The organism is Halorussus vallis, from assembly GCF_024138165.1.
Lineage (GTDB): Archaea > Halobacteriota > Halobacteria > Halobacteriales > Haladaptataceae > Halorussus > Halorussus vallis.
The window spans coordinates 2,450,330-2,476,791 of sequence record NZ_CP100000.1 but is presented as its reverse complement, the minus strand read 5'-3'; the positions used below and the strand labels follow the sequence as shown (position 1 = coordinate 2,476,791).

The following is a 26,462-nucleotide window of genomic DNA, read 5'->3' as shown; positions in this document are numbered from 1 at the left end:
CGCTCCGCCCGCGGTGCGGACGACTCACACGGAGGAGCAATGGTACTCGTAGATTCACTGCTCGAAGGACTCGGACTGGCGCTGTCGATGGCATGGGAGACGTGGTGGGCGCTCGTCCTCGGGTTCACCATCACGGGCGCCGTCGAGGAGTTCGTCAGCGAAGAACAGATGACGGCGTACCTCGGCGGCGACGGGTGGCGCGAGGTCGGCCTCGGCACCCTCTTCGGCGCGCTATCGTCGAGTTGTTCGTTCTCGGCGGTCGCGACCGCCAAGACGCTGTTCAAGAAGGGCGCGTCGGGCGTCGCGGCGCTGGCGGCGTTCCAATTCGCCGCGACCGACCTGGTGGCCGAACTCGGCCTCGTGATGTGGATACTGCTCGGCTGGCAGTTCGTCGCCGCCGACTTCGTCGGGGGCGTCATCGCGGTGGGCGTGCTCGCGTACGTCTACCGGAAGTTCGTCCCCGACGAGTGGTTCGAAGTCGCCCGCGAGCACGCGCTCGCGCTGGACGAGATAACCTGCCCGGCCTGCGGGGTCGAAACCGACCCCACGGACGACGACGCCGTGAAAGCCGAGTTCGGCGGCGAGACGAGGTACTTCTGCTGCGGCGGCTGTCTCCGGGCGTACCGCAACCGGACCGAAACGGCGGAGGCCGGCGGGTCGCACGCGGCCGCGAGCGACCCGCGCGACGACCTCACGTCGCTCGCCGGCTGGAAGCAGGCGGCGACCAACGCCGTCCGGGAGTGGGACATGCTCTGGGAGGACATCGCGGCGGGCTTCCTGCTGGCGGGGCTCATCGCCGGGTTCGTCCCTCGGTCGTGGTGGACCTCGCTGTTCGGCGTCGGCGCGGAGGGAACGCTGACGTGGGTGCTGAGCAACGCCGTCCTCGGCGTGGTCGTCGGCGTCGTCACGTTCATCTGCTCGGTCGGCAACGTCCCGTTCGCGCTGGTGCTGTGGTCCAACGGCGTGGCGTTCGGGAGCGTGATCTCGTTCATCTTCGCCGACCTCATCATCCCGCCCATCGTCAACGCCTACCGGCGCTACTACGGGACCCGGATGGCGGCGGTCATCTTCGGCGCGACCGCGCTGGCGGCCGTCGTCGCCGGCGTCGTCGTCCACTACCTGTTCGGGTTCTTCGGGCTGATACCGCCGGAGGGCGTCACCGGGGGCACCGCACCCGACGGGTACACTCTCGTGTTGAACCTCCTGTTCACGCCGCTGTTCCTCGCGCAGGTCGGCGCGACCTACGGTCACGAGGCGATAGGCGAACGACTGGTCGCCCTGCCGGGTGACGTCGGGCCGTACGTCTACCGGGTCTACCGGGCGGTCGGCCCGACGAAGGCGGCGCTCGGCGCGCTCGCCGCGGGAGCCGTCGGACTCGCTAGCGCGATGTGGGTCGCTGGCGGCCACGCCGCGGCGCTCGGCCGGGCGCTGGGTCGGGCGGTCCGCGCGGTCGGCGAGGCGCTCGCGAAGGCGTTCGACCGATTCGCCGAGGCCTACCGGAGGTTGAGAGAGGAGTGACCCAATCAGAGACGACGGGACCCGAAGCGTTCCGCCGACTCCTCGAACGCGAACCCGGCCTGTTCGCTGTCGCGGTGCTGACGCTCGGGTTCGACCTGGCCGCGGGTGTCGCGGGTCGGTACCTGCCGGCGTACCTGCGGGCGCTCGACGCGGGGCCGGCGGTCGTCGGCCTCGTCTGGAGCGGATGGCTCCTCGCACGCGCGACGTATCCCTACCTCGGCGGGCGGGCGCTCGACGACGCCGACCCCCGGTACGTGACGACCGGGTTCGGCGTCGTGGCGACCGCGGGCGCACTGCTCTGGGTCGCGGCCCCGCAACTGGGGTCGGTCGGCGCGCTGGGGGCGTCGGTCGGCCCGTGGCTGTGGGTCCTGCTGGGCGTCGCCGGCGTGGCGACCTGGCGCTCGCACGGTCCCGGGGTCAGGTTCGTCGCGGTCGCGCGCCGGATTCCGACCGACCGGCTGGCCGGGCGTCTGGCGACGACCCGGACGTTCCGGCGATTCGGCGTGCTGCTCGGCGTCCTCGCGCTCGTCGGCCTGTTCGTCGGCGTGCCGCGGTTCGCGCTGGGCTTCCAGGCGATGGTCGCCGTCGCGGCGAGTTTCGGCCTCGCGGCCACCGTCGGCCGCGCCGTCCTCGGCGACGCCGAGGCGGCGCTCCCGCTCGCCGAGGCTCCGTCTCTCGAGCGTATCGTCGGGAGCCTGCGCGCGTTCGTCCCGGTCGGCGGTCGATTCCGGTTCGGGTCGGACGCCGGGTCGGCCTCGTCGGTCGAATCGACCGACGAGGCCGACAGGGCGCTGTCGTCGACCGACCAGGCGCTCCTGTTCGGCGACGCGCTGTTCCGGTTCGCGCGCGGGACGTTCTACCCGTTCCTCGTCCTCGGCGTGGCCGACTTCGGCGTCGCCGCGGCCGGGTTCGGGATTCGACTCGGGCCGGCCGCGGCGTTCGCGGTCTGCGTCGCCGCCGAGGTGGGCGTCGCCCTGCTGGCGGCCCTGCCGGTCGCGCGACGCGCCGGCGACCGACTCGGAAGCGAGTCGGTCGCCGGCGTCGGCTGTCTGGTCGTCTCGCTCGTCCCGCTGGCGCTCGCCAGCGCGCCGCCGAGCCTCCCGGTCTTCGCCGCGCTCTTCGGTGCGCTCGGTTTCGGCGCGGCGACCCGGCCGGTCCGCGAGCGCCTCGTTACGCGCGTCGTCCGGCGGGGCGACGACACCGACGCGGACTCACTTCGACTCGCGCGAAAACTCGCGGCGGTCCCGAGCGCGCTCGTCGGGGGCGTCCTCTACGGCGTCTCGCCGACGCTGGCGTTCGGACTCGCGACCTCGATCGGACTCCTCGGCTGTCGGGAGTACCTGCGCTACGCGCGATGAACACCGACTCCGCCCGCGGACACGGACCACGCCATGCCCGAATCCACGAAACCGACCGGCGTCCGGCGGTGGCTCACCACCGTCGACAACCGAGACATCGGCGTGCTCTACCTCGTCTTCGGCTTCGCGACGGGACTGCTGGGCGGAATCGACGCGCTGATGCTCCGGACGAATCTGCTGTCGCCCCGGTCGGGCATCTGGAAGACCGGGACCTACGACGCCCTGTTCACGATGCACGGGCTGACGATGCTGTTCCTGTTCGCCACGCCCGTCCTCTTCGGCCTGGCCAACTACCTCGTGCCGGCGCTGGTCGGCGCCGACGAGATGGCGTTCCCGCGGGTGAACGCGGTGGCGTTCTGGCTGCTGGTGCCCGCGGCCGCGCTGATTCGCGCGGGGATACTCGCCGAACTGCTGGGCGTGCCCGGCGTCACGCCCGCGGCGACGGGATGGACGCTCTACGTCCCGCTGTCGGCCGAGATGGCCAACCCGCAAATCGACCTGCTGTTGCTCGGCCTCCACCTCTCGGGGGTCAGCACCATCATGAGCGCCATCAACTTCGTCGTGACCGTGCTGGTCGAGCGCGAAGTCGCGTGGCCCGACCTCGACATCTTCTCGTGGACGATGCTGACCACCTCGGGGCTGGTGCTGTTCTCGTTCCCCGTGCTGGGGAGCGCGCTGGTGATGTTGCTGCTCGACCGGAACGTCGGCACGACGTTCTTCGCGGTCGGGGGCGGCGGCCCCCTGCTCTGGCAGCACCTCTTCTGGTTCTTCGGCCACCCCGAAGTGTACATCCTGGTGCTGCCGCCGATGGGCATCGTGAGCCTCGTCCTACCGCGGTTCGCGGGCCGGAAGCTGTTCGGCAAGCCCGCGGTGGTCTACTCGACGCTGGCCATCGGCGTGCTGGCCTACGGCGTCTGGGCTCACCACATGTTCACCACGGGCATCGACCCCCGAATCCAGGCGAGTTTCATGGCGGTCACGCTCGCCATCGCGGTGCCGAGCGCGGTCAAGGCGTTCAACTGGATCGCCACGCTCTGGAACGGCCGAATCCGACTCGTCGCGCCGATGCTGTTCTGCGTCGGCGGCGTCGCCAACTTCGTGCTGGGCGGGGTGACCGGCGTCTTCCTCGCGTCGATTCCGGTCGACCGAGTGCTCCACGGCACCTACTACGTGGTCGGCCACTTCCACTTCATGCTGGTCGGCCTGAGCGTCTTCGGCCTGTTCGCGGGCGTCTACTACTGGTTCCCCTTACTGACCGGTCGGCGGTACGACGAGTCGCTGGCACGACTCCACTTCTGGCTGACCGAACTCGGCCTGGTGGTCGCGTTCGGGTCGATGCTGCTGCTCGGCCTCGACGGCCTCCCGCGGCGGATGGCGACCTACCCGCCGGCGTACGCCCCGCTCCAGCAGGTCGCCACCGTCGCGGCCTACGTGATGGCGCTCGGGCAGGTCCTGTGGCTCTGGAACGTCGTCCGGTCGATTCGTGGCGGGCCGGTCGTCGAGGATCCGAACGTCTGGGACCTCGACGACCGACTCCGGACGCCGGAGTGGGAGCGGTTCGACCGACGGCGGCGGAACGACGACGCGGAGCGCGGCGGCGACGACGGAGGAACCGACCGATGACCCGACACCGGCACGCGGGCGTTCCGCCGCCGCACGCGGCGGCGGAACGCCCGACAGGGGTTTCGTTCGCCGACGAGCGACCGACGAGCCTTCAGACGACCGACTACCCTCATGCCATTTCCAGCAGAAACCGTTCCGGACGGCGCGTTGTTCGGCCCGCACTACTTCCTCTACTCGCTGTACCTGGTGCTGTTCGCCTGCGCTCGCAAGTGGGACCTCTACCCCCGCAAGGAACCGGTGTTGGTCGCCGGGAGCGCGTGTGCCGGCCTGTTCGGCTGGGTCCACCTCTGGCGGTACTACCCGGCGGCGGGCGCGACGCTCTGCCTGCTCGGGGCGGCCGGCACCGTCGTCGGCGGACTGGTGACGACCCGGTACGGCCTCCGGTGGCGACTGTACGTCGTCTGGACCGGACTGGTGGCGACCGACGACGCGATCTCCCACGCCTTCGGCGTGTGGACGCCCATCGACGCCGTCCTCGGCGGCTTCTGGGCGACCGTCTGGCGCGTCGTCTCGGACGCGCTCCTGTTCGTGTGACCGACGAGGCGCCGCCGGAGCGGCGCCTCGTCGGCCGCTTCGAGCAGAATCGCCTCCCGCGGAGCACCGCGAAACGCCGCGGCGAACCGCTCGACCGTGACGACGCTTCCACGCGCACCGAACTTCGACTACAGAACTTCGACTCCGACTCACCATGACCGTCTACGAGACCGACATCCCCGGCGTCGGCCGGAAGTACGAACTGGAACTGGACGGCGACGACAGGCTTGTCGTCGTCGTCCATCACGACAGCAAGCGAGACGTGTATCGACGCTCGGCCGAAACCGACGAGAGCACCCGGCTGTTCGGCCTCTCGGGCGAGCAGGCCCGTCGCCTCGGGGCCGTCCTCGAAGGCACCTACTTCCGCCCGGTGGAACTCGACCGGGTCGAGGTACCGCTGGGCGACGCCATCATCGAGTGGTACGAACTCGCGCCCGAGGCCCCGCTGGCCGACGCGACGCTCGCGGAGGTCGGCGTCTGGAGCGAAACCGGCGCGAAGATAATCGCGGTCCAGCGCGGCGGCGAAACCCACCCTAGCCCGAACCCCGACTTCCGAACCCGGGCGGGCGACGTGGTCGTCGCGGTCGGGACCCGGGCCGAGCAGGAATCGCTCAGGGAGTACGTCCGACCCCGGTGACCAGTGGCGCTACCCACCATCGTCGAACTCGGCGTCGTCCTGACCGCGCTGGCGGTCGCGGGCGGCCTCGCGGTTCGACTCGGGCAGTCGGTCATCCCGGCCTACATCCTCGCCGGCATAGTCGTCGGCCCGAGCGCGCCGGTCGAGGTCGCCGGAGTCCCGCTCGCGGTGATCTCCCGCGAGGGGTTCGTCGAGGCGTTCGCCGACCTCGGACTGGTCGCGCTGCTGTTCTTCCTGGGCGTCCACGTCAGCTTCGAGCGCCTGGTCGAGAACTACCGGCGACTGCTGGCGAGCGGTTTGCTCGACTTCGTCGTCAACGTCGCGATCGGCGTCGGACTCGGCGTCCTGTTCGGGTTCGGACCGCTGGGGACGCTGTTCGTCGCCGGCATCGTCTACATCTCCTCCAGCGCGGTCGTCACCAAGTCGCTGGTCGAGCGCGGCTGGATCGCCGACGCCGAGAGCGAGGTCATCCTTGGCGTCCTCGTCTTCGAGGACGTCGCCATCGCGGTGTACCTCACGGTCGTCTCGGCGGTCGCGCTCCACGGAGGCACCCTGCTGGACGCGGCGCTCCGCGCCGGGACCGGCCTGGGCTTTCTGGGCGTGGTCGCGGTCGTCGGCTGGGTCGGCAGCGCCCGCATCGAACGCCTGCTCCGGACGCCCTCGGACGAACTGTTCCTCCTGCGGGTGCTCGGCGTCGCCACGCTGGTCGCGGGCACCGCGCGGTTCACGAGCGTGAGCGTGGGCGTCACCGCCTTCGTCGTCGGCGCCGTCGTCGGTCGGACCGACACGACCGACCGTATCGAGCGCACCCTGGTCCCGGTCCGGGACCTCTTCTCGGCCGTCTTCTTCTTCGCCATCGGGCTCTCGACCCGGGTGGCGGCGCTGGCCGACCTCGCCGGCCTCCTCGCGGTCGCGGTCGTCGCCACCACCGCCGGGAAACTGCTGACGGGCTCGCTCGCCGGTCGACTCTACGACTTGGGGCCGCGGCGGTCGTTCCGGGTCGGCGTGGGGACGGTCGCCCGCGGGGAGTTCTCGCTGGTGCTGGCGACGCTGGCCGCGGGGCTGGCGGCCGCCGGACCGGCGCGACTCGTGCCCGAGTTCGGCGTCGGCTACGTGCTGGCGACGAGCGTCCTCGGCACGCTGTCGATGCGCCACGAGGACCGCCTGGCGGACCTGCTCGGACTGGAGTTCGAGACGACCGGTTCGGAGGGAGAGCCGTGACCGGGGAACCGGCCGAGCGCGCCAAGTCGGACGCCGACGCGTCGGCGTCCGACTCGGCGCGGCCCGAACGCCCGACCCGCGCCCGGTTCTGGCTGACGAACGACCTGCTCGCGCTCACGCTCAACGTCTCGCTGGTCGGCGTCGTCGCGGCGGGCGGCGCGGGCGTCCTCGACCTCGCGGCGGTGCCGGTCGAAATCCGACTGACCTACCTCACCGTCGCCGGCGGGTCGACCGTCTGGACGTTCGGCCAGGCGGCGTTCGAAACCTGGGCGGCGGTCCGATGCGGGGACGCCGCCGACGCGTCGGCGGCGTCCCCGCGCACGTCTTCTGCGGGGTCGTCGCGCGTCGCGGACGGCCCGTCGCGGTCCGCGGACCGACCGCCGCGGAACGCGGGCGACGACCGCTGCTGACGGCCGTCGCCCGCGTCCGGCGCACTGATGCATCGGGTTTCGCGGCCGGATTCTGTGACTGCGACCGCGACCGAATCCTGCGATTTCGCTGCCGCGTCCAGTGACCAGGCTGGCGAGCGGGTTCGACCCCCGCGCGCGGCGTGGCGGCACGTGCCGCCGGTTGATACGATGGGAGGAAACGACACGGGGAGAGACGAACAGGCGAACGAAGACCCGCCCGACTCCGAACCGCTGACGGGGTTGACGGGGTTCGAGCGGAACCTGCTGTTCGCGATCACGCGACTCGACGGGACGAACCCCCACGGCGTCGCGATAAAGGAGGAACTCGAACGTCACTACGACGAGGAGATAAATCGGGGTCGGCTGTACATGAACCTCCGCAGACTCGAGGAGGACGGACACGTCGAGTCGGTCCCGCTGGACGGTCGCACCAACGTCTACCGGGTGACCGACCGGACCCGCGAACTGCTGGCCGCCCACCGCGAGTGGGAGCGCGAGTGCCTGGCAGCCGGCAGGGGTGACGGGGACGCAAGCGGCGGAGGCGAAGGCGGCGAAGACGAAGACGGTGAAGACGAACGCGGTGACGATGACGGGTGAGCTCCCGGACGCCGGAGCCGAGCCCGAAACCGCCGACTCGACGCTCCGCACCGCGCGCCGGCAGTTCGAGCGCGCGGCCGACCGACTCGACCTCGACGAGGCGGTGCGCGAGCGCCTGGCCCGGCCGACGGGCGTCCACCGGGTCACGGTACCCCTTGAGCGCGACGACGGGACGACCGAGACGGTGGTCGGCTACCGCGTCCGCCACGACGGCGTGCGCGGCCCGTACAAGGGCGGCCTGCGCTACCACCCGGACGTGACGGAAGCCGAGTGCGTGGGCCTGTCGATGTGGATGACTTGGAAGTGCGCGCTGGTCGACCTGCCGTTCGGCGGGGCGAAGGGCGGTCTGCGAGTCGACCCGGGGCGGCTGAGCGCGGCCGAGCGCGACCGGCTCACCCGGAACTTCGCCGACGCAATCGGCGAGTTCGTCGGCCCGGAAACCGACGTCCCGGCGCCCGACCTCGGCACCGACGCCAAGACGATGGCGCGGTTCGCCGACGCCTACGCCGGCCGAGCGCCGCGGCCGGCCAAGGGCGTGGTGACGGGCAAGCCGCCGGCCGTCGGTGGCCTCGAATCGCGGACCGAAGCGCCAGGCTGGAGCGTCGCGCTCGTCGCGCGCGAGACGCTCCGGCACTACGACGAGGCGGTCGACGGAGCGACCGTCGCGGTCCAGGGGTTCGGGAGCGTGGGCGCGAACGCCGCCCGCATCCTCGACGACTGGGGCGCGGACGTGGTCGCGGTATCGGACGTTCACGGCGGCGTCTACGACCCGACGGGCCTCGACACGCGCGAGGTTCCGTCCCACGCAGAGCGACCCGGGGCCGTGACCGACCACGACGCCGCGTCCGTCTCGAACGAGGCGCTACTGGAGATGGACGTCGACGTCCTCGTCCCCGCGGCGGTCGAGAACGTGCTGACCGCCGACAACGCCGACGAGGTCGAGGCGTCGCTGGTCGTCGAGGGCGCGAACGGACCGACGACGCCCGAGGCCGACGACGTCCTCGCCGAGCGCGAGATTCCGGTCGTCCCGGACGTGCTCGCGAACGCCGGCGGGGTCACCGCCTCCTACTACGAGTGGCTGGCCGCCGTCAACGGACGCGACCGGCCGAGCGAGTGGACCGGCGAGCGCGTCGACGCCCGCGTCGTCTCCGCGTGGACCGACGTGCGCGACCGCGTGGAGGCCGGCGGCGGGCGGTGGCGCGACGCCGCCTTCGCGGTCGCCGTATCGCGCGTCGCGGCGGCCCACGAGGCGACGTCCCGACGATAGCCGGCGAGTCGGTCGTCGGACCGACTCGCCGGCCTCGAACCGCACCGTCGAACGAACACCGCTTCGAACGCATCCGACATGAACGACGAACGCACTCACGACCAGTCGAACCGAGACGAAACGGGCGGAGAATCGACCGACTGCGAGGCGGCCGGTCGAGCGAACGACGAGACGTACACCGCGGAGTTCGACCTCCGGAACCGGTCGGCGGCCCAGGAGGTCGTCAGCGCCGTCGCCGAGGTGAAAGGCGTCGAGACGGACGACCTCGAACTGATACACGAGGTCGTCCGTCCGGAGTGTCTGGACCGACTGTTCCGGCCGCGACCCGACGGGACGCCCCGACGCGGCGGGCGCGTCGCCTTCGAGTACGCCGACTGCGACATCGTCGTCGAGAGCGGCGGCGTGATTCGGATTCGGCCCCGCGACTGAGCCGCGGGTTTCGCGGCGGAACCCCAGGTGTACGGCGTCGACGACCGACCGAGACGAAGATTCGTTCTACCGATGGCGATAAATCAGGACATAGCGCTGGCAGTGTTACAGTTGATAGCCCTCGCGATACCGCCCGTGGCCGTCCTCATCAAGATGTTGCGACGGTCCGAGAACCTGGCGTGGCGGTTCCGGCGATTGAGCTTCGGCCTGGCGATTCTGAGCATGGTGTTCTTCATCTTCTCGGGGGGCGCCGTGCTCGCGTACTTCTACACGGCCTACCAGGTCGCGCCGCTCGTGCAAGTCGCGCTGGCGACGACCGTGGCGGGGTTAATCCCGTTCGCGCTGTTCACCGGCGTGCTCTACAAGGAGCACAAGGCCCAGTTCGGTCCCTGAGGTCGGGAGCCGAACCGCCAGCCGATAGCCGCCGGCCCTGTCCGCCGGCCGTCGACCGACAGCCACTGACCGATAGTCGCCGACCGACGACCGACGACCGACGACCGACGACCGACGACCGACGACGAACTTCACCGAACGACGAATGACAGACACGAACGAGACGAGCGAGACGAACGAAACGACCGACGGCGAACGGACCCCCGACATCGACACGGGCGAGATGGTGCGGCGACCGACCGACGGCGACTCGACCGACGACTTCTCCTGCGGCGTCTGGGTCGGCCACTACGACGACGACCCGGACGGCGACCTGCTGGAGATCCAGAACGTCTGGTGCGACGCCACCGTCAGGTGCGTCGCCATCCCGAAGTCGGACGTCCAGGCCGTGATCGACGCGCTCGAACGACGACGGTGATACCATGAATCCGAGCAAGACCTTCTCCGAACTACGAGAACGCGTTACCGAGTTCGTGACCAACGCTACCGACGACCAAGATACGGACGGCGATGACGACGAGGACCCGGACGACGAGGACGACGAAGACGAAGACACGGACGACGAGGACGACGGCAAAGAGGCGAACACGGACACCGACACCGACGACGAGAAGACGAACGACCGAACGACGGCCGACCGGAAAGGCGCCGGCGGAGCGCCGGGCGAGTGGTCGGTCGCCGACTCGCCGACGGAGAAGACGCTGTTCGGCGTCGTCGGCACGGCCAACGGCCCCTACGCGGTCGGCACGGGCGGGAACGTCCTCGCGCGCGACGGCGACGGCTGGCACGTCGCCGTCGCCGACGGTCCGGCGACCCGGAACAACGCGCTCAAGGACGTCGCCGTCACCGCCGGCGGGAAGCGAATCTGGTTCGCCGGGTCGTCGGGCGCGCTCGGCGCCTACGACGTCGACACCGGGAAGAAGTACGACTACTCCGCGCCGATGGAGAAGACGAGCACGTGGGAGGCGATAGCGGTCCGCGGCGAGCGCGACGCCGAGACGCTCCGGGTGGCCAACGGGTCGGGCGAGGTGCTGCCCGTCACCACCGACGAGAACGGCTGTCCGCAGTGGGGCGAGGTCGTCAAACCCGGAAGCGGGTCGACGATTCCCGCGCTCACCAGCGGCGGCGACGCCTTTTACGCCGTCGACACCAGCGGGAACGCCTTCGTCGAGCGCGAGGATGGCTGGAAGGACATCGGCGTGAAGAACGCCCAGGTGAACTTCTTCGACGTCTACGCGACCGAGAAGACCGTCCGCATCGCCGGGGGCGGCGGGCGCGTCTACCGCTACGACCGGGTCTGCGGAAACTGGACGCCCGTCATCGTCGGAGACGTCGCAATCCACGACCTGGCGGCCGAGGACGGCAGGCTCGTCGCCGCCGGGGCCGACGGTCGCGTCTACGAGCGATTGCCCAAGCGGGGGTGGACGAGCGTCCCGACGGGGACCGAGGAAACCCTCTGGGCCGTCGCGCTCGGCGAAACCGACGTGGCGGTGGGCGCGAGCGGCGTCATCGTCGAGCGGTCGTAGACGTCGCACGCCGGGCGCGGAAAAAGGAGCGTCGGCTACGCCGAGGCGCCGACCCGGCGGTAGCGGTTGTAGACGTACACCGCGCTACTCTCGACGGTTCCGAGGACGAACGCGACCCCGGCCGCGAGCAGCGCGACCTGCGCCGACGCGACGTAGCCGACGTACAGGTAGACGACGACCGGCGACGCCAGCGAGAAGCCGACGTACTTCGGCCATCCCGGCGTCCAGTCGACGCCGGCCGCGCGCACCGCGGCGGCGTCCCGGTACAGCGCAGGGACGGCCGCGAGACTGGCCAGGACAAGTAGCACGAACGCCGCGACGACCTCGACGGCGGTCAACAGCATCGTCGACCGCTCGACGAGGAAGGCGAGCGCCGCGAATCCGAAGGCGCTCAACGCGAGGTAGCCCGCGAGGAAGTGCCAGTACCGATTCGTGAGTCGTTTCGTCGACGCACTTGCGTCATTTTCATCGAGCATCGGTGCTCGAGGAAATTACGTCGCCAGGCCCGTATATCCCCCAGAACGAGCAACTGGCTTCACGGTTACGCGATCCGCATCCAGGTTGGCACGCGACCTTCGGCATGGCACGCGAATTCCGTCGAACTCCTCGAAGGGGTACCCGCCGAACCGCCTCCCCGTAACCCCTTCGTTTCCACTGCAGCGTGCGATAGTTCGACAGACCCGAATCGAGTCGTAACGTATTTCAAATTCGAGCGGCAAGTCACGATTACGTGTCCGGGTTGGGGTAGTGGACCATCCTTCAGCCTTGTGGAGGCTGAGACGCGGGTTCGATTCTCGCACCTGGACCTTCTTCCGCGAACGAAACGAGGAGTCACACGTCCAGCGGACGCTCGAATCTCGAACACTCACGGCGAGCGCGCAGTCGGCGGTGGTCGCTCGCGACCCGACCGGTCCGTCCGAGAGGGTCGGTCGGCACTGGCGAATCGTTCCTCGGGAAACGATACCGAACGACGAATGAGTATAATAGCCCCTATTATTCCCCTAATGTGACTGGGTCCCGGTCTAGGGAAGGTTTAACCAGAGAGATGTTCCGAGTTCAGGTACGCGGTGGGGGGCGAACCGATCGACGCGCCATCGATGGGGAGTGACGACGCGATGGCAGTGGGGGAGAACACCGTCGGGGGACGGACGAAGGTTCCGTAGCCGCTACTCACACCGTAGGTTGCCGCTCAGAGACATCTCTACCATGACAGCCCGAACCTGCGTGATAACTGGAGCATCGAGGGGAATCGGCGCGGCCGTCGCGACGGCGCTCGGCCGGACCGGAGCGAACGTCGTCGTGAACTACCGGTCGTCCGAAGGGGACGCCTACGACGTAGTCGACGACGTCGAATCCGCCGGAGGGACGGCGATGCCCGTCCAGGCCGACGTGACCGACGCCGACGCGGTCGGCGCGATGGCCGAGCAGGTCCGCGACGCGTTCGGCCCCGCGGACGTCCTCGTCAACAACGCCGGCATCACCGAAGACCGCGTGTTCAAGAACATGGATCGCGAGGCGTGGAACCGCGTGCTCGACGTGAACCTCGGCGGGACGTTCAACTGCACGAAGGCGTTCTACGACGACATCGAGTCGGCCGACGAGGGACGACTCGTCAACGTCTCGAGCGTCGTCGGCGAGGAGGGGAACTACGGACAGGCCAACTACGCCGCCTCGAAGAGCGGCCTGTTCGGGTTCACGCGGACGCTCGCTCAGGAGTTCGCCGCCTCGGGGACGACGGCCAACTGCGTCGCGCCCGGGTTCACCGAGACCGACATGCTCGCCGAGGTCGACGAAACCATCCAGGACCAGATTCGGGAGGACATTCCCCTCGACCGGTTCGCCACCGTCGAGGACGTCGCCGGCGCCGTCCAGTTCCTCGCGAGTGCGGACTCGTCGTACGTCACCGGGCAGGTACTCGGCGTCAACGGCGGAATGGCGTTCTAACGACTACATTGGGAGACTCACAAAATGCAACAGCAACTCGACCGCAGACCGACCGAATCGAACAGTACGACCGCGCAGATTCCGGCCGCCCTCGACTCGTCGCGGAGCAAACTCGTTTACCTGTACCTCGCGACGGCCGAAGCGAAGACGGTCGAAGAGGTGCGCGAGGCGCTCGACATCGAACTCATCAGCCTCTATCCGGTGCTGAACACCTTGCGGAGCGAAGGCCTCGTCGAGAAGGACGGGACGCGCTACGTCTGTCCGTCCGCGTGAACCGGCCCGAACCGCACGAGTGACCGAGATGGACGCTCGCGCGGATTCGCGTCGCGTCACGAACCGTCTTCACGGCTATCTCGAGTTTTTCCCGCGGCGTTCGTGCGTCTGACAAACGTCAGCATGCGACACCAATGACTTAAACGTGCGACGCTCCTAGTGCGGATGTGAGTGAAGAAACCGGGCGTCGAAACCTTCGAATGCCCAACAGCGACGAGATGTTCGCCGTGGTGACCGAGCACAACGGCGGGAACCACGTGCGCGTCCGATGCGAGGACGGCAAGAACCGAATGGGCCGGATTCCCGGCCGGATGAAATACCGCACCTGGATCAACGAGGGCGACGTCGTCGTCGTCGAGCCGTGGTCCTGGCAGGACGAGAAGGCCAACATCGAGTGGCGCTACACCGACCAGGACGCCGACCAGCTGCGGCGCGAAGGCCACATCAACTAGAGCTTCTTCGGGGTTTCTCGCGGTAGTGACGACAGAGCGGCCGCTTCGAGCGGTCGGCGTCGCTCGACGCCGTGACACGTGACCGAGAGCCGTGCGTCCGCCGAATTCTCGGTTCGACGGGGTAGTTCTTGTCAATTTCTTGACGATTCGTCGGCGGAGTCGCCTCGGGCGGACGCCGACCGGAGCGTTCCATCGGCCGCCGGCACCGGTTCGGCGGCGGCCGACGTGTAAACGTTCTAACCGTTTCACGACCGCGAAACCGTTTCAGCCAGCTTATAGACGGCCACAGATACGTCCTGTTACGGATAAGACGGCCCATAACAAAGTCCAAACCCGGCATAGAAAGAAGTGCGTCCGACGGCTCGGACGCAGAGCGTGCACTTACACGGCAACTCCGGCGGAGCCGGAGGCACTGGTGGCGGGCTGGCCTCCCGTCGACGTGTCACCAAGCCTCCCACGAAAGTTCTCGTCCCGGTTCGCCGTACGACGTTCGCGACGCGCCGCGGTAGCTCGCAGTGGTACTCCCGCCGGTCGCGGCGACGACTCGCCGCGCGGCGGACGCGGACGCCGTCGCGTCTCGATATCTTTCCTTTCCGACGCCGCCCCGTCAGCGGAGCGTTCTCCCCACTTTCTGCGTTTCCAGCCGAAACGAAGGGGTGACCGGCAGGTGGGACCGGAGTCGTTCGACGAGCGGTCCCGGCACTCGAATCGGGAGGGCTGTTTGCCGGTCGGCATCTCCTTCCGGTCGTTATTGTCGGCTGTAGTTCCTCGAAGGCGAATACCGCAAGACGCCACCTAATATGCGATGATACACGGTACTCGATACTTGCGGTCGTGGTGAACAGGAGTTCACGGGACGACAGCCGACGGCAAAGAAGCCGTCAGCGTCGTTCCGGACGGACGGACGCGTCCGCCGGGACAGACGTCGTCCGGGGTTCGAGCGGTTCGGCGAGGTCGGCGTCGAATCGCTCGCCGAGCGATTCGACGCCGAACAGCGAGATTCGACTGCACGTGCGCTGGCGGTTGGCACGCGAACAAAAAGGCCGCGAGGAGGCGAGTCGGAAGAGGTGGGCCAAACGAGGTGGGGACGTTCGCCGGCCGAGGCCGGCGAGTCGCGACGACGAACGCGGGTGACCCGTCGGACGCGACTCAGCGAGAGGGCTGTTCGGCGGGCGTGACGCTCTCCGCGCGTCCGCTCTTCTGGATGATGTCGAAGGCGGTCATCAGGTCGGTTCGGGAGATGATCCCCGCGAGTTCGCCGTCGGCGTCGATGACCAGCAGGCGGCCGATGCCGTGGCGCTGGAGCGCCTCGAACGCCGACATCGCGTCGTCGGCCGCGGGAATCGTCTTCAGGTCGGTGGTCATCACGTCCTCGACCCGGTAGGCGTCGCGTTCGACCTCCGGCACTTCGCGGGCGTCTTCGAGGGTTATCATGCCGACGAGACGACCGTCGTCCATCACGGGGTAGCCGGTGTGGCGCTGGCGGAACATCGTCTGCAGCAGGTCGGCGATGGAAGTGTCCGAGGAAACCACGTTCAGGTCGTCGGCCGGCGTCATGATGTCCCGGACGCGGACGTCGCGGAACGCGGTGTTCATCACCGTCTGCTGGGCCTCGCTGGTCGCGCCGACGTAGATGAAGAAGGCGATGCCGATAAGGACGATGTTGAACTGGAGCAGGCCGAACAGCCCCAGCAGCACCGCGAATAGCTTCCCAACCTCGGCGGCGGTCCGGGTCGCGTCGGCGAACGGCCGGGTGCGCGCCAGCAACGCCCGGAGCACGCGCCCGCCGTCCATCGGGAAGCCCGGCAGCAGGTTGAACGCCGCCAGGACGAGGTTCATCAGCGCGAGGTAGCCGAACACGAACCGGACCGTCGACAGGCCGGTCGGAACGACGGCCAGCGCGAGGTACGAGAGTACTCCCAGTGCGATGCTGACCGCCGGTCCCGCGATGGCGATGGTGAGTTCCTGTCGCCAGTCCTCCGGCTGGTCGTTGAGCTGCGCGATGCCGCCGAATATCCAGAGCGTGATGGAGTCGATGGGAAAGCCGTACCGCATCGCGACCAGCGAGTGGCCGAGTTCGTGGAGCACGACCCCAGCGAACAGACCGAGGGCCGCGATGGCACCGAGTATCCACTCGGTCTGGCCCGCCGTCAGCGCGGCGGCGTCGAGGTCGGCGCCCCAGAGGCTGTTGAGGTTGTTCACCCAGAAGTCGACCTGCGAACCGATGATCCAGGCGAACACCGGGAGAATCAGCAGGAACGTCAGGTCGAGTTTGATGGGGATGCCGAACGCCCTCCCGACGGTGAAATTCCTCATATGTGAACGTAATCGTGGTAGACTCTTAACGATGTGGTGGCGCTCACGGCGTCTCTCGCGAACGTGGCCCGAAACACGGACGTCTTCCCCCGGCCCTCGCGCCGCCGTCCACTTTTCGACCCGCCGCCGAGAACGATACCGCGAGTTCGCCCTATAGTTTAGGACCTCAATTAAACCCAAAGTATTCAAGAGCCCCCCTGAAACACTGACGTACATCGTGGCCGACACCGAATATTTCAGACGGACGGCGGTTACCGGACTCTCGGTCGCGCCGGACGAGGCAACGCGGTTGGGCGAGTTGGTCGATGAGTGGCGACGCGGGTGCCAACTCGCGGTCAACGAGGCCTGGGGCGTCTGCCACACCCGGAGCGAAGTCCAGCAACTCGCGTACGACGAACTCCGCGAGCGCACCGCGCTCGGGAGCCAGCACGTCGTACTGGCGACCCACCGCGCCGCGGAAGCCATCAAGCGCGCTCGGGCCCGCGGTGGGTCCAAACCGGAGTTCACTAGTCCGGCCGTCACCTTCGACACCCGGACGATGACCGTCTTCGACGACCGCTCGATCAGCCTCACGACCACCGGCGACCGAGTCCGTTGCGACCTCGACCTGCCGGCCGACGGCGGCTACCAGTCGCAGTACCTCGACGACGAGCGCTGGGAACCAGCCAAGAGCACGCTCCACTACCGCGACGGCGAGTTCGACATCCACCTCGGGTTCCGGACGCCCAGGCCGAACGTCGAACCGCCCACCGAGGGCGCGACGGTGCTGGGCGTCGACCTCGGCATCGGGAACCTCGCGGTCACCAGCACCGCGCGGTTCTTCCCGGCGACCGAACTCAACTACCGGCGCGAGGAGTTCGAGTCGGTTCGGGCCTCGCTGGAGGCGACGGGTACCCGGAGCGCCAGGCGAACCCTCCGGCAGGCCGGCGACCGGACCGACCGATTCGTCCGCCAGCGCCTCCACGAGGTCGCAAACGGCATCGTCGCCGAAGCCGAGCAGTACGGCTGTGAGATAATCGCCTTCGGCGAACTGAGCGAAGTGTGCGAACTCGACCCTGCAGTCGGCGGGTTCGACGAGTGGCTGTTCGGGCGCCTGCTCTCGTTCGTGGAGTACCGGGCGGCCGAACGGGGCATCCTCGTCGCCGAGGTCAACCCCGAGTACACCAGCCAGCGGTGCATGGAATGCGGGTTCACCCACCCGCAGAACCGGAACCTCGAAGCCGGGGAGTTCGAGTGCCTGAAGTGCGGGGCGTCGGCGAACGACGACTACAACGCCGCGAAGAACATCGCGTTCCGGTGCGTCCGCCGCGGCCCGCTCTCCTCTCGGGGCCTCGGCGCGGCCGCCTGCGCGCTTCAGTCGGGCGTCGTCACGCCCGAAGACGGCTTCGTCCCCTACGAGGAACTCGAACGAGCGCCGCGGTCGGAGTGAGGACGGTCCGGTCGCGGACTTGGCGAGTCGACTGACTCTTTTATACTCGCCGTCCGTACGGTTCGCCATGAGCCAGACACCCAAGCCGCTGGTCCGCCGGAGCGACGAAATTGAGTACGAAACGGTCGACGCCGCCGAAGGCATGTCGAAGGGCGTCCTCGTCGGCGAGGAGCAGGGCGCGCCGAACTTCGCCATCCGGCGGTTCGAACTCGAACCGGGCGCGGAGGTCCCCGAACACACCAACGAGGTCGAACACGAACAGTACGTCCTCTCGGGCGAGTACGTGGTCGGAATCGGTGACGAAGAATACACCGTCGAAGAAGGCGATTCGTTGCTCATCCCGGCGGGCGTCGTCCACTGGTACCGCAACGAGAGCGACGCGCCGGGCGCGTTCCTGTGCGCCGTGCCGAACGGCGACGACGAGATAGAACTCGTAGAGTAACTATTCGTATTCGGGTAGCGAGACGAGGGCCTCGATATCGGCGGAGATCCACGCCTCTTTCACCGAGCTATCCTGCATCCGAATCGTCGGTCGTCCCTCGTCGCGCTCCTCTATTTCAAGGGTAACTTGGTCGTCGAAGCGCTCGGGTAACCGTTCGTTGTGTCTCCCCCTCATGGTCTATCGATTCTACGCTCGTTCCGCGCTTGCGACCACGCTACCTTTGTTATTCACCGGTTGCCCGCCGGTAGTCCGGCGGTAACGCCGGGTACGGAAGGTTATCGCCGGCTTACCGCCGGTTATCGTCGCGTTTCCGGGGCAGTTCACACCGTTCTTCGGCCTCCGATACCGCGGCGTTGCGGCGTCGGAAACTGAGAACGATTCGATGGAGGTAGCTGACGTGCAGTGCGGTATCTACCCTCGCGGGTGTCGTCGTCCCACGTTCCGAACCGCTCAAATACCGCGAGCCACTACCTCGAAGCGTGTCGAAGCAGGTCCCGCAGGTGGACACGCTGTTCCTCCACGAGTCGGCCGGAGACTACGTCGCGGTGGTGAACCGCGACGGCGAGCGCGTCTTCCGGGCGAAACTCGAACTCGCGGAGACGAGCGCCGGCCCGCGACCCGGGAAGTTCCGGGTCAAGCGGGGGAGCAGCGAGGAGCCACGCAGTCCCGACCAGTTCGTCGAAATCGCACGCAGAGCCGGCCGCATCCGCATCTCCCAGCAGACCTCCCCCGAGGCGCGCGAGGAACTCCAGGAGATGCTCGACGGCTACCAACTGGAGGCGAAGGTCGTGCGGACCTGCCGGTTCTGCGCCTCGGACGGTCACTACTCGCCCATCACCTCCGAAACCGCCGTGGACGCGGGCGAGGAGCACATCTGTCCGGACTGCGCGATAGCGGAACTCGAACGCGAACTTTCGTTCCGGGGCGACCTCACCCGGGCGGCCCAGGACCGCCTGGAGGACCTGCTACTCGAAGTCCAGGACTTGGAACGCATCACCAACCTCCTGAAGGGGCAACTCGACCCCGACCTCACGAAGTTCGACGAGATAAGCGCGAACGTAGAGGACGTCGAGACGGTCGACGTACCGTCGCTCGACCTCCACCCGGACATCCAGACCCTGCTGGAGGACCGCTTCGAGGAACTGCTGCCGGTCCAGAGCCTTGCTGTCCAAAACGGTCTGCTTGACGGCGACGACCAGTTGGTCGTGAGCGCCACCGCGACCGGCAAGACCCTCGTCGGCGAGATGACCGGCATCGACCGTGTGCTCGACGGCAAGGGCAAGATGCTCTTTCTGGTTCCCCTCGTTGCGCTCGCCAACCAAAAACACGAGGACTTCAAAGAGGAGTACGGCGACCTCGTGGACGTAACCATCCGGGTCGGCGCGAGCAGGGTCCGGGACGACGGCCACGCCTTCGACCCGAGCGCCGACGTCATCGTCGGCACGTACGAGGGCATCGACCACGCGCTCCGGACCGGCCGCGACCTGGGGGACATCGGGACGGTCGTCATCGACGAGGTCCACACCCTCAAGGAGCAGGAGCGGGGCCACCGCCTCGACGGCCTCATCGCCCGACTGAAATACTACTGCGAGACGCGGGCGAAGAAGCGCAACCGGTACGGCGGCGCCCAGTGGGTCTACCTCTCGGCGACTGTCGGCAACCCATCGGACCTCGCGAAGTCCCTGGAGGCGAACCTCGTGGAGTTCGAGGAGCGGCCGGTCCCGCTCGAACGCCACGTCACCTTCGCCGACGGCCAGGAGAAACCCGACATCGAGAACAAACTCGTCAGGCGGGAGTTCGACCGGAAGTCCTCGAAGGACTACCGCGGCCAGACCATCATCTTCACCAACTCCCGGCGGCGCTGTCACGAGATATCGCGCAGGCTGGAGTACAGTTCCGCGCCGTACCACGCCGGCCTCGACTACGGCCGGCGGAAGAAGGTCGAGCGGATGTTCGCGAACCAGGACCTCGCGGCGGTCGTGACGACCGCCGCGCTCGCGGCCGGCGTCGACTTCCCGGCCTCGCAGGTCATCTTCGACAACCTCGCGATGGGCATCGAGTGGCTCTCGGTCCAGGAGTTCCACCAGATGCTCGGGCGGGCGGGCCGGCCCGACTACCACGACCGCGGGAAGGTGTACGTCCTCGTCGAACCCGACGCCGCCTACCACAACAGCATGGAGATGTCCGAGGACGAGGTGGCGTTCAAACTGCTCAAGGGGGAGATGGAGGACGTCCGGACCCTCTACGACGAGAGCGCCGCGGTCGAGGAGACGCTGGCGAACATCACGGTCGGCGGGTCGGCCGCCAAGCGACTCAACGACCGGATGATCGGCAAGGTGCCGACCAAGCACGCGCTCGGAAAGCTCTTGGAGTACGGGTTCATCGACGGCCTCTCGCCGACCGACCTCGGTCGGGTCGTCACGACCCACTTCCTCGCGCCCGACGAGGCGTTCAAGATACTCGACGGCATCCGCAAGGAGAAAGACCCCTTCGAGATCGTCGCGGAACTCGAACTCCACGGCGAAGACGAGTAGCGCCTCGCGAAAAGAGTAGCGCCTCACGACGAAGACGACCGGCGACCGGCGTTCCTACGATTCTCTCGCGCGACTGATGTTCTCCATCTCGCCGCCGCACTTCGGGCACTCGCCGGGGGTGTGGTCGGCCTCGGTCCGATAGCCGCAGTCCATGCACTCGAACGTGTACGGCGGTTCCTCGTCGTGCGGGTCTGGCTCCGACATGCAGTCGCGTACGGCACGCATCGCCACGTGATTTCGGGCCGCGACGGTCGCTCGGCCTCGGAGCGTATCGGTCCCTCGTCGCCGGCGGTGCGTCAGACGCTCGTCTGCCGGACTTTCATATGGGGTAATTTCAAAAGGGAAACTAATGTCGACGGCGAACGACGACGGGCCTCGCGGCGGACCCTCTCCGCTGTACGAGACGTACCACGACGGCGACGAGAGACACATCAGCACGACGATAATCGAGGTCGTAGCGCGCGTCGAGGACGTCGACCCCACGGACACCGACCTGCGGTTGTACGACGCCGTCGACCTCGAGGCGCTCGACGCGCTCTTCGACCAGTCGGGGATGGACGGCGACTGGCGGTTCGAATTCACCGTCCACGGTTTCAGGGTCATCGTCGACGGCGACGGCTACGTCTCCGTGTTCGAGTAGGTGCCGACCCGGCCGGTCCGACTCGCGCCCGCGCCGTCCGCGCCGGTATCCGCCTCGTAACGCGTCCGACCCCCGCTTCGTAACGTGTCTTTTTTGAGCGCACGCCGAGACGTACCTCCCGTGGCAGTTCCGGAGTTGACGATGGGTATCGTCGTGGTTTTCGCCATCGTCCTGATCGCGCTCGCGCTGTTCGCGACCGAGCCGGTCCCCATCGACATCACCGCCATCGGCATCATGGTGTCGCTGATGGTGCTCGAACCCTGGACCCGGGTGTCGCCCGCCCAGGGGGTTTCGGGGTTCGCCAGCACCGCGACCGTCACGGTGCTGGCGATGTTCGTGCTGAGCTACGGCGTCCAGCGCACGGGCGCGGTCCAGATACTCGGCCGGAAGATAGCGGCGTTCACCCGCGACGACGAGCGCCGCCAACTCGGCGCGACCATCGGCGTCGTCGGCTCCATCTCCGGATTCATCAACAACACCGCCGCGGTCGCCATCCTGCTCCCGATGGTGACCGACCTCGCACACGAGGGCAAGACCTCGCCCTCGAAGCTCCTCATTCCGCTGTCGTACGCCTCGATGTTCGGCGGGACGCTCACCCTCATCGGCACGTCCACGAACATCCTCGCCAGCGACCTGACCGCGCGACTCGCCCAGGAGAACCCCGACCTCGGACTTCACGCGTTCTCGATGTTCGAGTTCACCCAACTCGGCATCATCGTCACCATCGTCGGCGCCATCTACCTCATGACGGTCGGCCGGTGGCTCCTGCCGGCCCGCATCCCGCCGAAGGAGGACCTCACCGAGGAGTTCGAGATGGCCGACTACCTGACCGAGGTGACGGTGGGGGCCGAGTCGCCGCTGGTCGGCCAGACCGTCGCCGACGCGCTCGACGAGACGCCGTTCGACCTCGACCTCGTCCAACTCATCCGCGAGCGCCAGACGTTCGTCGAACCGCTGGGACCGAAGGAGATCCAGGCGGGCGACGTGTTCGCGCTCCGGACCGACCGCGACACCCTCGTCGAACTGCTCAACACCGAGGGGCTGTCGCTCCTGCCGAACGTCGACGTCGACGAGGAGGAACTCGAAGGCGAGGACACCGAGCGGAGCCTGGTCGAGGTCGTCATCGCGCCCCGGTCGTCGCTGGTCGCCGAGACGCTCGCCAGCACTAACTTCCGGGAACGCTACGACGCGACGGTGCTGGCGCTCCGGCGCGGCCCGGAGTACATCCGCAAGCGGATGGACCGCGCCGAACTTCAGGTCGGCGACACGCTGCTGATCCAGGCGACTCCCGAGAGCATCTCGCGGCTCAACGTCAACCGCGACTTCATCGTCGCCCAGGAGATAGAGCAACCCGACTACCGCGAGTCGAAGATTCCGATCGCCATCGGCATCGTCGCGGCCGCCGTCGCGGTCGCGGCGCTCGACCTGCTCCCAATCATGGTGTCGGCGCTCGCGGGCGCGGTGGCGATGGTGCTCACCGGCGTGCTCAAACCCCCGGAGGTGTACGACGCCGTCGAGTGGGACGTCATCTTCCTGCTGGCGGGGGTCATCCCGCTCGGCATCGCCATGGAGGAAACCGGCGCGGCCGACCTGCTGGCCCAACTCGTCGTGGTGAGCGCCGACTTCATGCCCCCGATCGTGGTACTGGGGCTGTTTTACCTCGTGACCGCGCTGCTGACCAACATCATCAGCAACAACGCCAGCGTCGTCCTGATGATTCCGGTCGCAGTCGAGGCCGCCGCCCAGCTCGGCGTGAACGCCTTCTCGTTCGTGCTCGCGGTGACGTTCGCGGCCTCGACGGCGTTCATGACCCCCGTCGGCTACCAGACCAACCTGTTCGTCTACGGTCCCGGCGGCTACAAGTTCACCGACTACGTCCGGGTCGGGACGCCGCTCCAACTCGTCTTCGCGGTCGTGACGACGCTCGGCATCGCGGCGTTCTGGCCCCTTCACCCGTGAGTTCGCGGCACTTCGGGCGGTTCGCGGGACAAACGAAATCCTTTACATACGGTGACGCGCTAGGAAAGTCTACGGGATCGTGGGGTAGCTTGGTATCCTTTCGGCCTTGGGTGCCGATAACCCCGGTTCGAATCCGGGCGATCCCATCCGGATTTTGCGCAGTTCGTAACCGGCGTGTTTCGTCTCCTAAGCGGCTGTATCGCTTCCTTTGGAAACGCTAGTCACGTTAGTATCTGAAGCCGCTTCGGTCGAACCGTCTTTCACCGAACACGATTATTCCGGCCACGAACAGAACCGAGACTACCACGCTGTACAGGAAGAGCGGTAAGACCAAATCCGTATGCGGAGTCCCGTATCCGGTCGCCTCGAACAGCCCTTCACGGATGGTACCGAGTGCGACGAACGGATTGAGATGCTCGGAGTACCGGAACCACGCTGGAGGGTTGGCAGTCCGTGCGAACTCCTCCGCCGAAAATTGCCCGGTAACGACAAACGCCACTGGGGAGAGTATCAGTGAATCCCACAATCTGCCGAAGAGGAGATACGTGGCGAATATCACGGCCAGTGAACGGTACCGCGATGAGACTGCTGCGGAGAAACTCACGGTCGTGACAGTCCACACAGTCGCGTACAGAAGAGTCCACCCTGCCCATGCGAGGAACGCGCCAGGATAAGGATTACCGAGGCGCGTCACAACGAGCGCCTCAGCGAAGAGGAGAAGCGGAAGAAGAGTAGCGACAGTAATCCCCACGCGAGACAGGAGTTTTCCGAGGAAGAGGTTACGGCGCGTGACCGACATCCCGAGAAGGAGTCTGGCGGTTCCGGAACTACGTTCCCCCACGATGGCGTTGTGACCGACAGCGATCCCGAGTACCAATACGGGAAGTGTGAACGAGAGGTGAATCCGCGTGAGGACCTGCGTGTGGGTGAAGACCGAGTTCGCGTCGATGGCTCCCCAGAGAGAGGGTCCCGCGAGCAAGAGTGTAACGACGAGGGCACCCGCAACTACCCAATTTTGGAGCGTGTGTCTGAGGTCCGCGATAGCGAGACACCAGATTCGACTTGCTCGCGTTCGTGCACGAGGAGCTGATGCTCCTCCCGTAACGACCGTCCGGACACTCCACAGTGACCGCCAAAGCGTATCTCCCACGTGGAAGCCGGACTGTTCACCACCGAGGTCCGTTCGCTCGAACCGACGTACTCCGATCGCGAGCGGAAGTATCCCGAACGACAGAAAGACCAACGTGCCCAGCACGTGAGGGAGTGGCCCGCCGGTCGGTGTTCCCGGGCCGACAAACTCGATCGACCAGCGCATCGCGGTCCAAAAATCGACGAGGGGGTTGAGTCGCTCCGTGACGCGTAACCACAGCGGCGCTGTGGCCAGTGTCTCGTACGACGGCGAATCCAGCGACCCGGTGAACAGGAGCGCGAACAGCGGCCGAACGACGACGCTCCACACGCCGAAATTGAAACTGAACACGACGTGGGTCACGACGAGTGCACCGAGCGTGCGGAACGGCGAGTCAAACGCAGCCGAATAGCCGACCGTCACGGCACTCCAGACGACGACGTAGACGAGCATCCATCCCCCCATCACCCAGAACGGAAGCAGGTAAGGACTGCCGTAACCGTGGTAGACGAGGATGTTGGCAACGGCGAGGATCACGGCTAGTGCGGCGACGACGATTCCGAGCCGGGACAGGAGTTTCCCGAGGACGAGGTCACGCCGCGTCGCGGGGAGACCGAGAACGAAACGGACTGTTCCGTTGACACGCTCGTTAACGACGGCACTGTATCCGACGGCAGCGACGACCACGAGCGAGAAGGTCATCAGGTCCATCGGGAGTATGAGAAGATATTCCAAAATCGGATGGACGTCTGGAGTTGCACTCGTGCCCGTCGACGGCAGGAACATCGCACCGAGCAGTCCGATCGCCCCCCAAACGAGGCGACTTCGAGACGCGCGGCGGGCGTCTTCTCGTGCAATAGTGAAGACGCGGCTCATACGTTGCTCACGTCCTTCGTCTCCGAACCGTCGGTGATCGCCAGGAACACCTCTTCCAGCGACGATGCCTCGGTGTTGATGTCGAGGAGCGGAACGCCTTCTTCGTCCAACCGAGCGATCGCATCGGCTTTGGCCCTCGGATCGGCACACTCGACGAGAACCGATCCGTTCCGAATCGTCGCGTCTGAAACGCCGCTGAGAGCCGTGAGTTCGTCCGTGATTCCCTCGGGAGTCATCTCGACCGAAAGCGAAACTGTCGTAGGCATCTCCGAACTCGCGTGGAGCGACTCGATCGTGTCGACCGCGACGAGGTGGCCGTCGTGCATGATTCCAACTCTGTCACACACCGTCTCGACTTGGTCCATGATGTGGCTGGAGAAGAAGACGGCCGCCCCGCGGTCACGTTCTTCGCGGACTACTTCACGGAGAAGCCGTGCCCCCGAGGGGTCCAACCCGCCGAGTGGTTCGTCCAGTACGAGTAACTCGGGTGACCCGACGAGAGCGATAGCCAAACCGAGTCGCTGGCGCATTCCCTTCGAGAAACCGCCGACTGGCCGATCGGCGGCATCGGCGATACCGACACGTTCGAGAAGGGCATCCGGGTCATCATTCGTCCGTTTCATCGCGGTTGCGAACCGAAGATGGTCCCGGGCAGTGTCCTGTTCGTAGAACCCGGTAGCTTCGGGGAGGACGCCAGTGCGTTCCCGGACGGCACGTGGGTCCGTCCGTGGATCATATCCGAGGACGGTGATTTCGCCCGACGTTGGTCGGACGAAATCGAGTAGCATGTTGATCGTAGTCGACTTGCCAGCACCGTTTGGACCGAGAAAGCCGAACACTTCGCCTGGTTCGACCGTGAGACCGAGATTGTCGACGGCGGTGACATCGTCGCCGTAGTGTTTCGTCAGGCCGTGCGTTTCGATGGAGGGCATCGTGTCTCTGAATTGATAACCGT

At 67.2% G+C, this 26,462-nt stretch carries 27 protein-coding genes and 2 tRNA genes; 23 read left to right on the top strand and 6 right to left on the bottom strand.

The features are described 5' to 3' along the window. The first annotated feature begins 39 nt into the window (after nucleotides 1-39). The 13 genes from NGM07_RS12565 to NGM07_RS12505 all read left to right on the top strand — a co-directional run bounded on the left by NGM07_RS12565 (nucleotide 40) and on the right by NGM07_RS12505 (nucleotide 11,513). Nucleotides 40-1,518 carry a permease gene (locus NGM07_RS12565; RefSeq protein ID WP_253512003.1) on the top strand — a complete coding sequence of 493 codons (1,479 nt, stop codon included), beginning with the start codon at nucleotides 40-42 and terminating at the stop codon, nucleotides 1,516-1,518. Then, nucleotides 1,515-2,876 (top strand): hypothetical protein, encoded by a 1,362-nt coding sequence (locus NGM07_RS12560; RefSeq protein ID WP_253512001.1) that lies wholly within the window; start codon nucleotides 1,515-1,517, stop codon nucleotides 2,874-2,876. Before NGM07_RS12565 ends, NGM07_RS12560 begins: the two co-directional genes overlap by 4 nt. A 33-nt stretch (nucleotides 2,877-2,909) precedes the next feature. After that, nucleotides 2,910-4,499, top strand: coding sequence for a cytochrome c oxidase subunit I (locus NGM07_RS12555; protein ID WP_253511998.1), 1,590 nt, complete (start codon nucleotides 2,910-2,912; stop codon nucleotides 4,497-4,499). Between the two features lie 111 nt (nucleotides 4,500-4,610). Then, a complete protein-coding gene (locus NGM07_RS12550; protein ID WP_253511995.1) occupies nucleotides 4,611-5,033 on the top strand; it encodes a hypothetical protein in 423 nt (140 codons plus the stop codon). A gap of 154 nt (nucleotides 5,034-5,187) precedes the next feature. Beyond that, complete coding sequence (locus NGM07_RS12545; protein ID WP_253511992.1) at nucleotides 5,188-5,670, top strand: cation:proton antiporter regulatory subunit; 483 nt, start codon at nucleotides 5,188-5,190, stop codon at nucleotides 5,668-5,670. 3 nt (nucleotides 5,671-5,673) lie between these two features. Further along, the gene (locus NGM07_RS12540) at nucleotides 5,674-6,891 is read left to right on the top strand and encodes a cation:proton antiporter (RefSeq protein WP_253511990.1); all 1,218 of its coding nucleotides are present in this window, start codon (nucleotides 5,674-5,676) and stop codon (nucleotides 6,889-6,891) included. After that, nucleotides 6,888-7,301 carry a hypothetical protein gene (locus NGM07_RS12535; RefSeq protein WP_253511988.1) on the top strand — a complete coding sequence of 138 codons (414 nt, stop codon included), beginning with the start codon at nucleotides 6,888-6,890 and terminating at the stop codon, nucleotides 7,299-7,301. Before NGM07_RS12540 ends, NGM07_RS12535 begins: the two co-directional genes overlap by 4 nt. 168 nt (nucleotides 7,302-7,469) lie before the next feature. Continuing rightward, entirely contained in the window at nucleotides 7,470-7,898 is a 429-nt protein-coding gene (locus NGM07_RS25480) for a PadR family transcriptional regulator (protein ID WP_368410207.1), read from the top strand. Then, the gene (locus NGM07_RS12525) at nucleotides 7,888-9,165 is read left to right on the top strand and encodes a Glu/Leu/Phe/Val family dehydrogenase (protein WP_253511985.1); all 1,278 of its coding nucleotides are present in this window, start codon (nucleotides 7,888-7,890) and stop codon (nucleotides 9,163-9,165) included. Before NGM07_RS25480 ends, NGM07_RS12525 begins: the two co-directional genes overlap by 11 nt. A gap of 78 nt (nucleotides 9,166-9,243) precedes the next feature. Continuing rightward, nucleotides 9,244-9,594 (top strand): HalOD1 output domain-containing protein, encoded by a 351-nt coding sequence (locus tag NGM07_RS12520; RefSeq protein ID WP_253511982.1) that lies wholly within the window; start codon nucleotides 9,244-9,246, stop codon nucleotides 9,592-9,594. A 72-nt stretch (nucleotides 9,595-9,666) separates the two neighbouring features. Next, complete coding sequence (locus tag NGM07_RS12515) at nucleotides 9,667-9,987, top strand: hypothetical protein (RefSeq protein WP_253511979.1); 321 nt, start codon at nucleotides 9,667-9,669, stop codon at nucleotides 9,985-9,987. A 145-nt stretch (nucleotides 9,988-10,132) separates the two neighbouring features. Beyond that, nucleotides 10,133-10,405 (top strand): hypothetical protein, encoded by a 273-nt coding sequence (locus NGM07_RS12510; protein WP_253511975.1) that lies wholly within the window; start codon nucleotides 10,133-10,135, stop codon nucleotides 10,403-10,405. 4 nt (nucleotides 10,406-10,409) lie between these two features. Next, complete coding sequence (locus NGM07_RS12505) at nucleotides 10,410-11,513, top strand: hypothetical protein (protein WP_253511972.1); 1,104 nt, start codon at nucleotides 10,410-10,412, stop codon at nucleotides 11,511-11,513. Between the two features lie 35 nt (nucleotides 11,514-11,548). Here NGM07_RS12505 and NGM07_RS12500 read toward each other — a convergent pair whose 3' ends face one another. Next, nucleotides 11,549-11,989 carry a hypothetical protein gene (locus tag NGM07_RS12500; RefSeq protein ID WP_253511969.1) on the bottom strand — a complete coding sequence of 147 codons (441 nt, stop codon included), beginning with the start codon at nucleotides 11,987-11,989 and terminating at the stop codon, nucleotides 11,549-11,551. A 257-nt stretch (nucleotides 11,990-12,246) separates the two neighbouring features. Between NGM07_RS12500 and NGM07_RS12495 the strand changes: the two genes are divergently transcribed. From NGM07_RS12495 to eif1A, 4 genes are all read left to right on the top strand, one after another. After that, nucleotides 12,247-12,319 (top strand) — tRNA-His (locus tag NGM07_RS12495). Between the two features lie 400 nt (nucleotides 12,320-12,719). Further along, nucleotides 12,720-13,457, top strand: coding sequence for a beta-ketoacyl-ACP reductase (locus tag NGM07_RS12490; protein WP_253511966.1), 738 nt, complete (start codon nucleotides 12,720-12,722; stop codon nucleotides 13,455-13,457). Between the two features lie 24 nt (nucleotides 13,458-13,481). Continuing rightward, nucleotides 13,482-13,730 (top strand): helix-turn-helix domain-containing protein, encoded by a 249-nt coding sequence (locus NGM07_RS12485; RefSeq protein ID WP_253511964.1) that lies wholly within the window; start codon nucleotides 13,482-13,484, stop codon nucleotides 13,728-13,730. Between the two features lie 167 nt (nucleotides 13,731-13,897). Beyond that, nucleotides 13,898-14,182, top strand: a complete 285-nt coding sequence (gene eif1A / locus NGM07_RS12480) for a translation initiation factor eIF-1A (protein ID WP_256523706.1) — start codon at nucleotides 13,898-13,900, stop codon at nucleotides 14,180-14,182. Nucleotides 14,183-15,331: 1,149 nt separating this feature from the next. On the opposite strand, the gene NGM07_RS12475 is transcribed toward eif1A, so the two are convergent. Then, the gene (locus NGM07_RS12475; protein WP_253511958.1) at nucleotides 15,332-16,498 is read right to left on the bottom strand and encodes a CBS domain-containing protein; all 1,167 of its coding nucleotides are present in this window, start codon (nucleotides 16,496-16,498) and stop codon (nucleotides 15,332-15,334) included. Nucleotides 16,499-16,715: 217 nt separating this feature from the next. Between NGM07_RS12475 and NGM07_RS12470 the strand changes: the two genes are divergently transcribed. After that, entirely contained in the window at nucleotides 16,716-17,927 is a 1,212-nt protein-coding gene (locus tag NGM07_RS12470; RefSeq protein WP_253511955.1) for an RNA-guided endonuclease InsQ/TnpB family protein, read from the top strand. Nucleotides 17,928-17,994: 67 nt separating this feature from the next. After that, the gene (locus NGM07_RS12465; protein WP_253511953.1) at nucleotides 17,995-18,369 is read left to right on the top strand and encodes a cupin domain-containing protein; all 375 of its coding nucleotides are present in this window, start codon (nucleotides 17,995-17,997) and stop codon (nucleotides 18,367-18,369) included. Here NGM07_RS12465 and NGM07_RS12460 read toward each other — a convergent pair whose 3' ends face one another. Beyond that, entirely contained in the window at nucleotides 18,370-18,543 is a 174-nt protein-coding gene (locus NGM07_RS12460; protein ID WP_253511949.1) for a hypothetical protein, read from the bottom strand. A 305-nt stretch (nucleotides 18,544-18,848) separates the two neighbouring features. Between NGM07_RS12460 and NGM07_RS12455 the strand changes: the two genes are divergently transcribed. Then, nucleotides 18,849-20,903 carry a DEAD/DEAH box helicase gene (locus NGM07_RS12455; protein ID WP_253511946.1) on the top strand — a complete coding sequence of 685 codons (2,055 nt, stop codon included), beginning with the start codon at nucleotides 18,849-18,851 and terminating at the stop codon, nucleotides 20,901-20,903. 54 nt (nucleotides 20,904-20,957) lie between these two features. Here the strand turns inward: NGM07_RS12455 and NGM07_RS12450 are convergent, their stop codons facing one another. Further along, on the bottom strand, nucleotides 20,958-21,107 hold the full coding sequence (locus NGM07_RS12450; protein ID WP_253511944.1) for a rubrerythrin-like domain-containing protein: 150 nt from the start codon (nucleotides 21,105-21,107) through the stop codon (nucleotides 20,958-20,960). A gap of 145 nt (nucleotides 21,108-21,252) precedes the next feature. Between NGM07_RS12450 and NGM07_RS12445 the strand changes: the two genes are divergently transcribed. The 3 genes from NGM07_RS12445 to NGM07_RS12435 all read left to right on the top strand — a co-directional run bounded on the left by NGM07_RS12445 (nucleotide 21,253) and on the right by NGM07_RS12435 (nucleotide 23,648). Next, entirely contained in the window at nucleotides 21,253-21,543 is a 291-nt protein-coding gene (locus tag NGM07_RS12445; protein ID WP_253511941.1) for a HalOD1 output domain-containing protein, read from the top strand. 141 nt (nucleotides 21,544-21,684) lie between these two features. Continuing rightward, complete coding sequence (locus NGM07_RS12440) at nucleotides 21,685-23,502, top strand: SLC13 family permease (protein ID WP_368410296.1); 1,818 nt, start codon at nucleotides 21,685-21,687, stop codon at nucleotides 23,500-23,502. A 73-nt stretch (nucleotides 23,503-23,575) separates the two neighbouring features. Then, nucleotides 23,576-23,648 (top strand) — tRNA-Pro (locus NGM07_RS12435). A gap of 80 nt (nucleotides 23,649-23,728) precedes the next feature. Here the strand turns inward: NGM07_RS12435 and NGM07_RS12430 are convergent. Further along, nucleotides 23,729-25,507 (bottom strand): ABC transporter permease, encoded by a 1,779-nt coding sequence (locus NGM07_RS12430; protein WP_253511938.1) that lies wholly within the window; start codon nucleotides 25,505-25,507, stop codon nucleotides 23,729-23,731. After that, entirely contained in the window at nucleotides 25,504-26,439 is a 936-nt protein-coding gene (locus NGM07_RS12425) for an ABC transporter ATP-binding protein (protein WP_253511935.1), read from the bottom strand. The genes NGM07_RS12430 and NGM07_RS12425 overlap by 4 nt, the downstream gene beginning before the upstream one ends. Nucleotides 26,440-26,462: the final 23 nt, after the last annotated feature.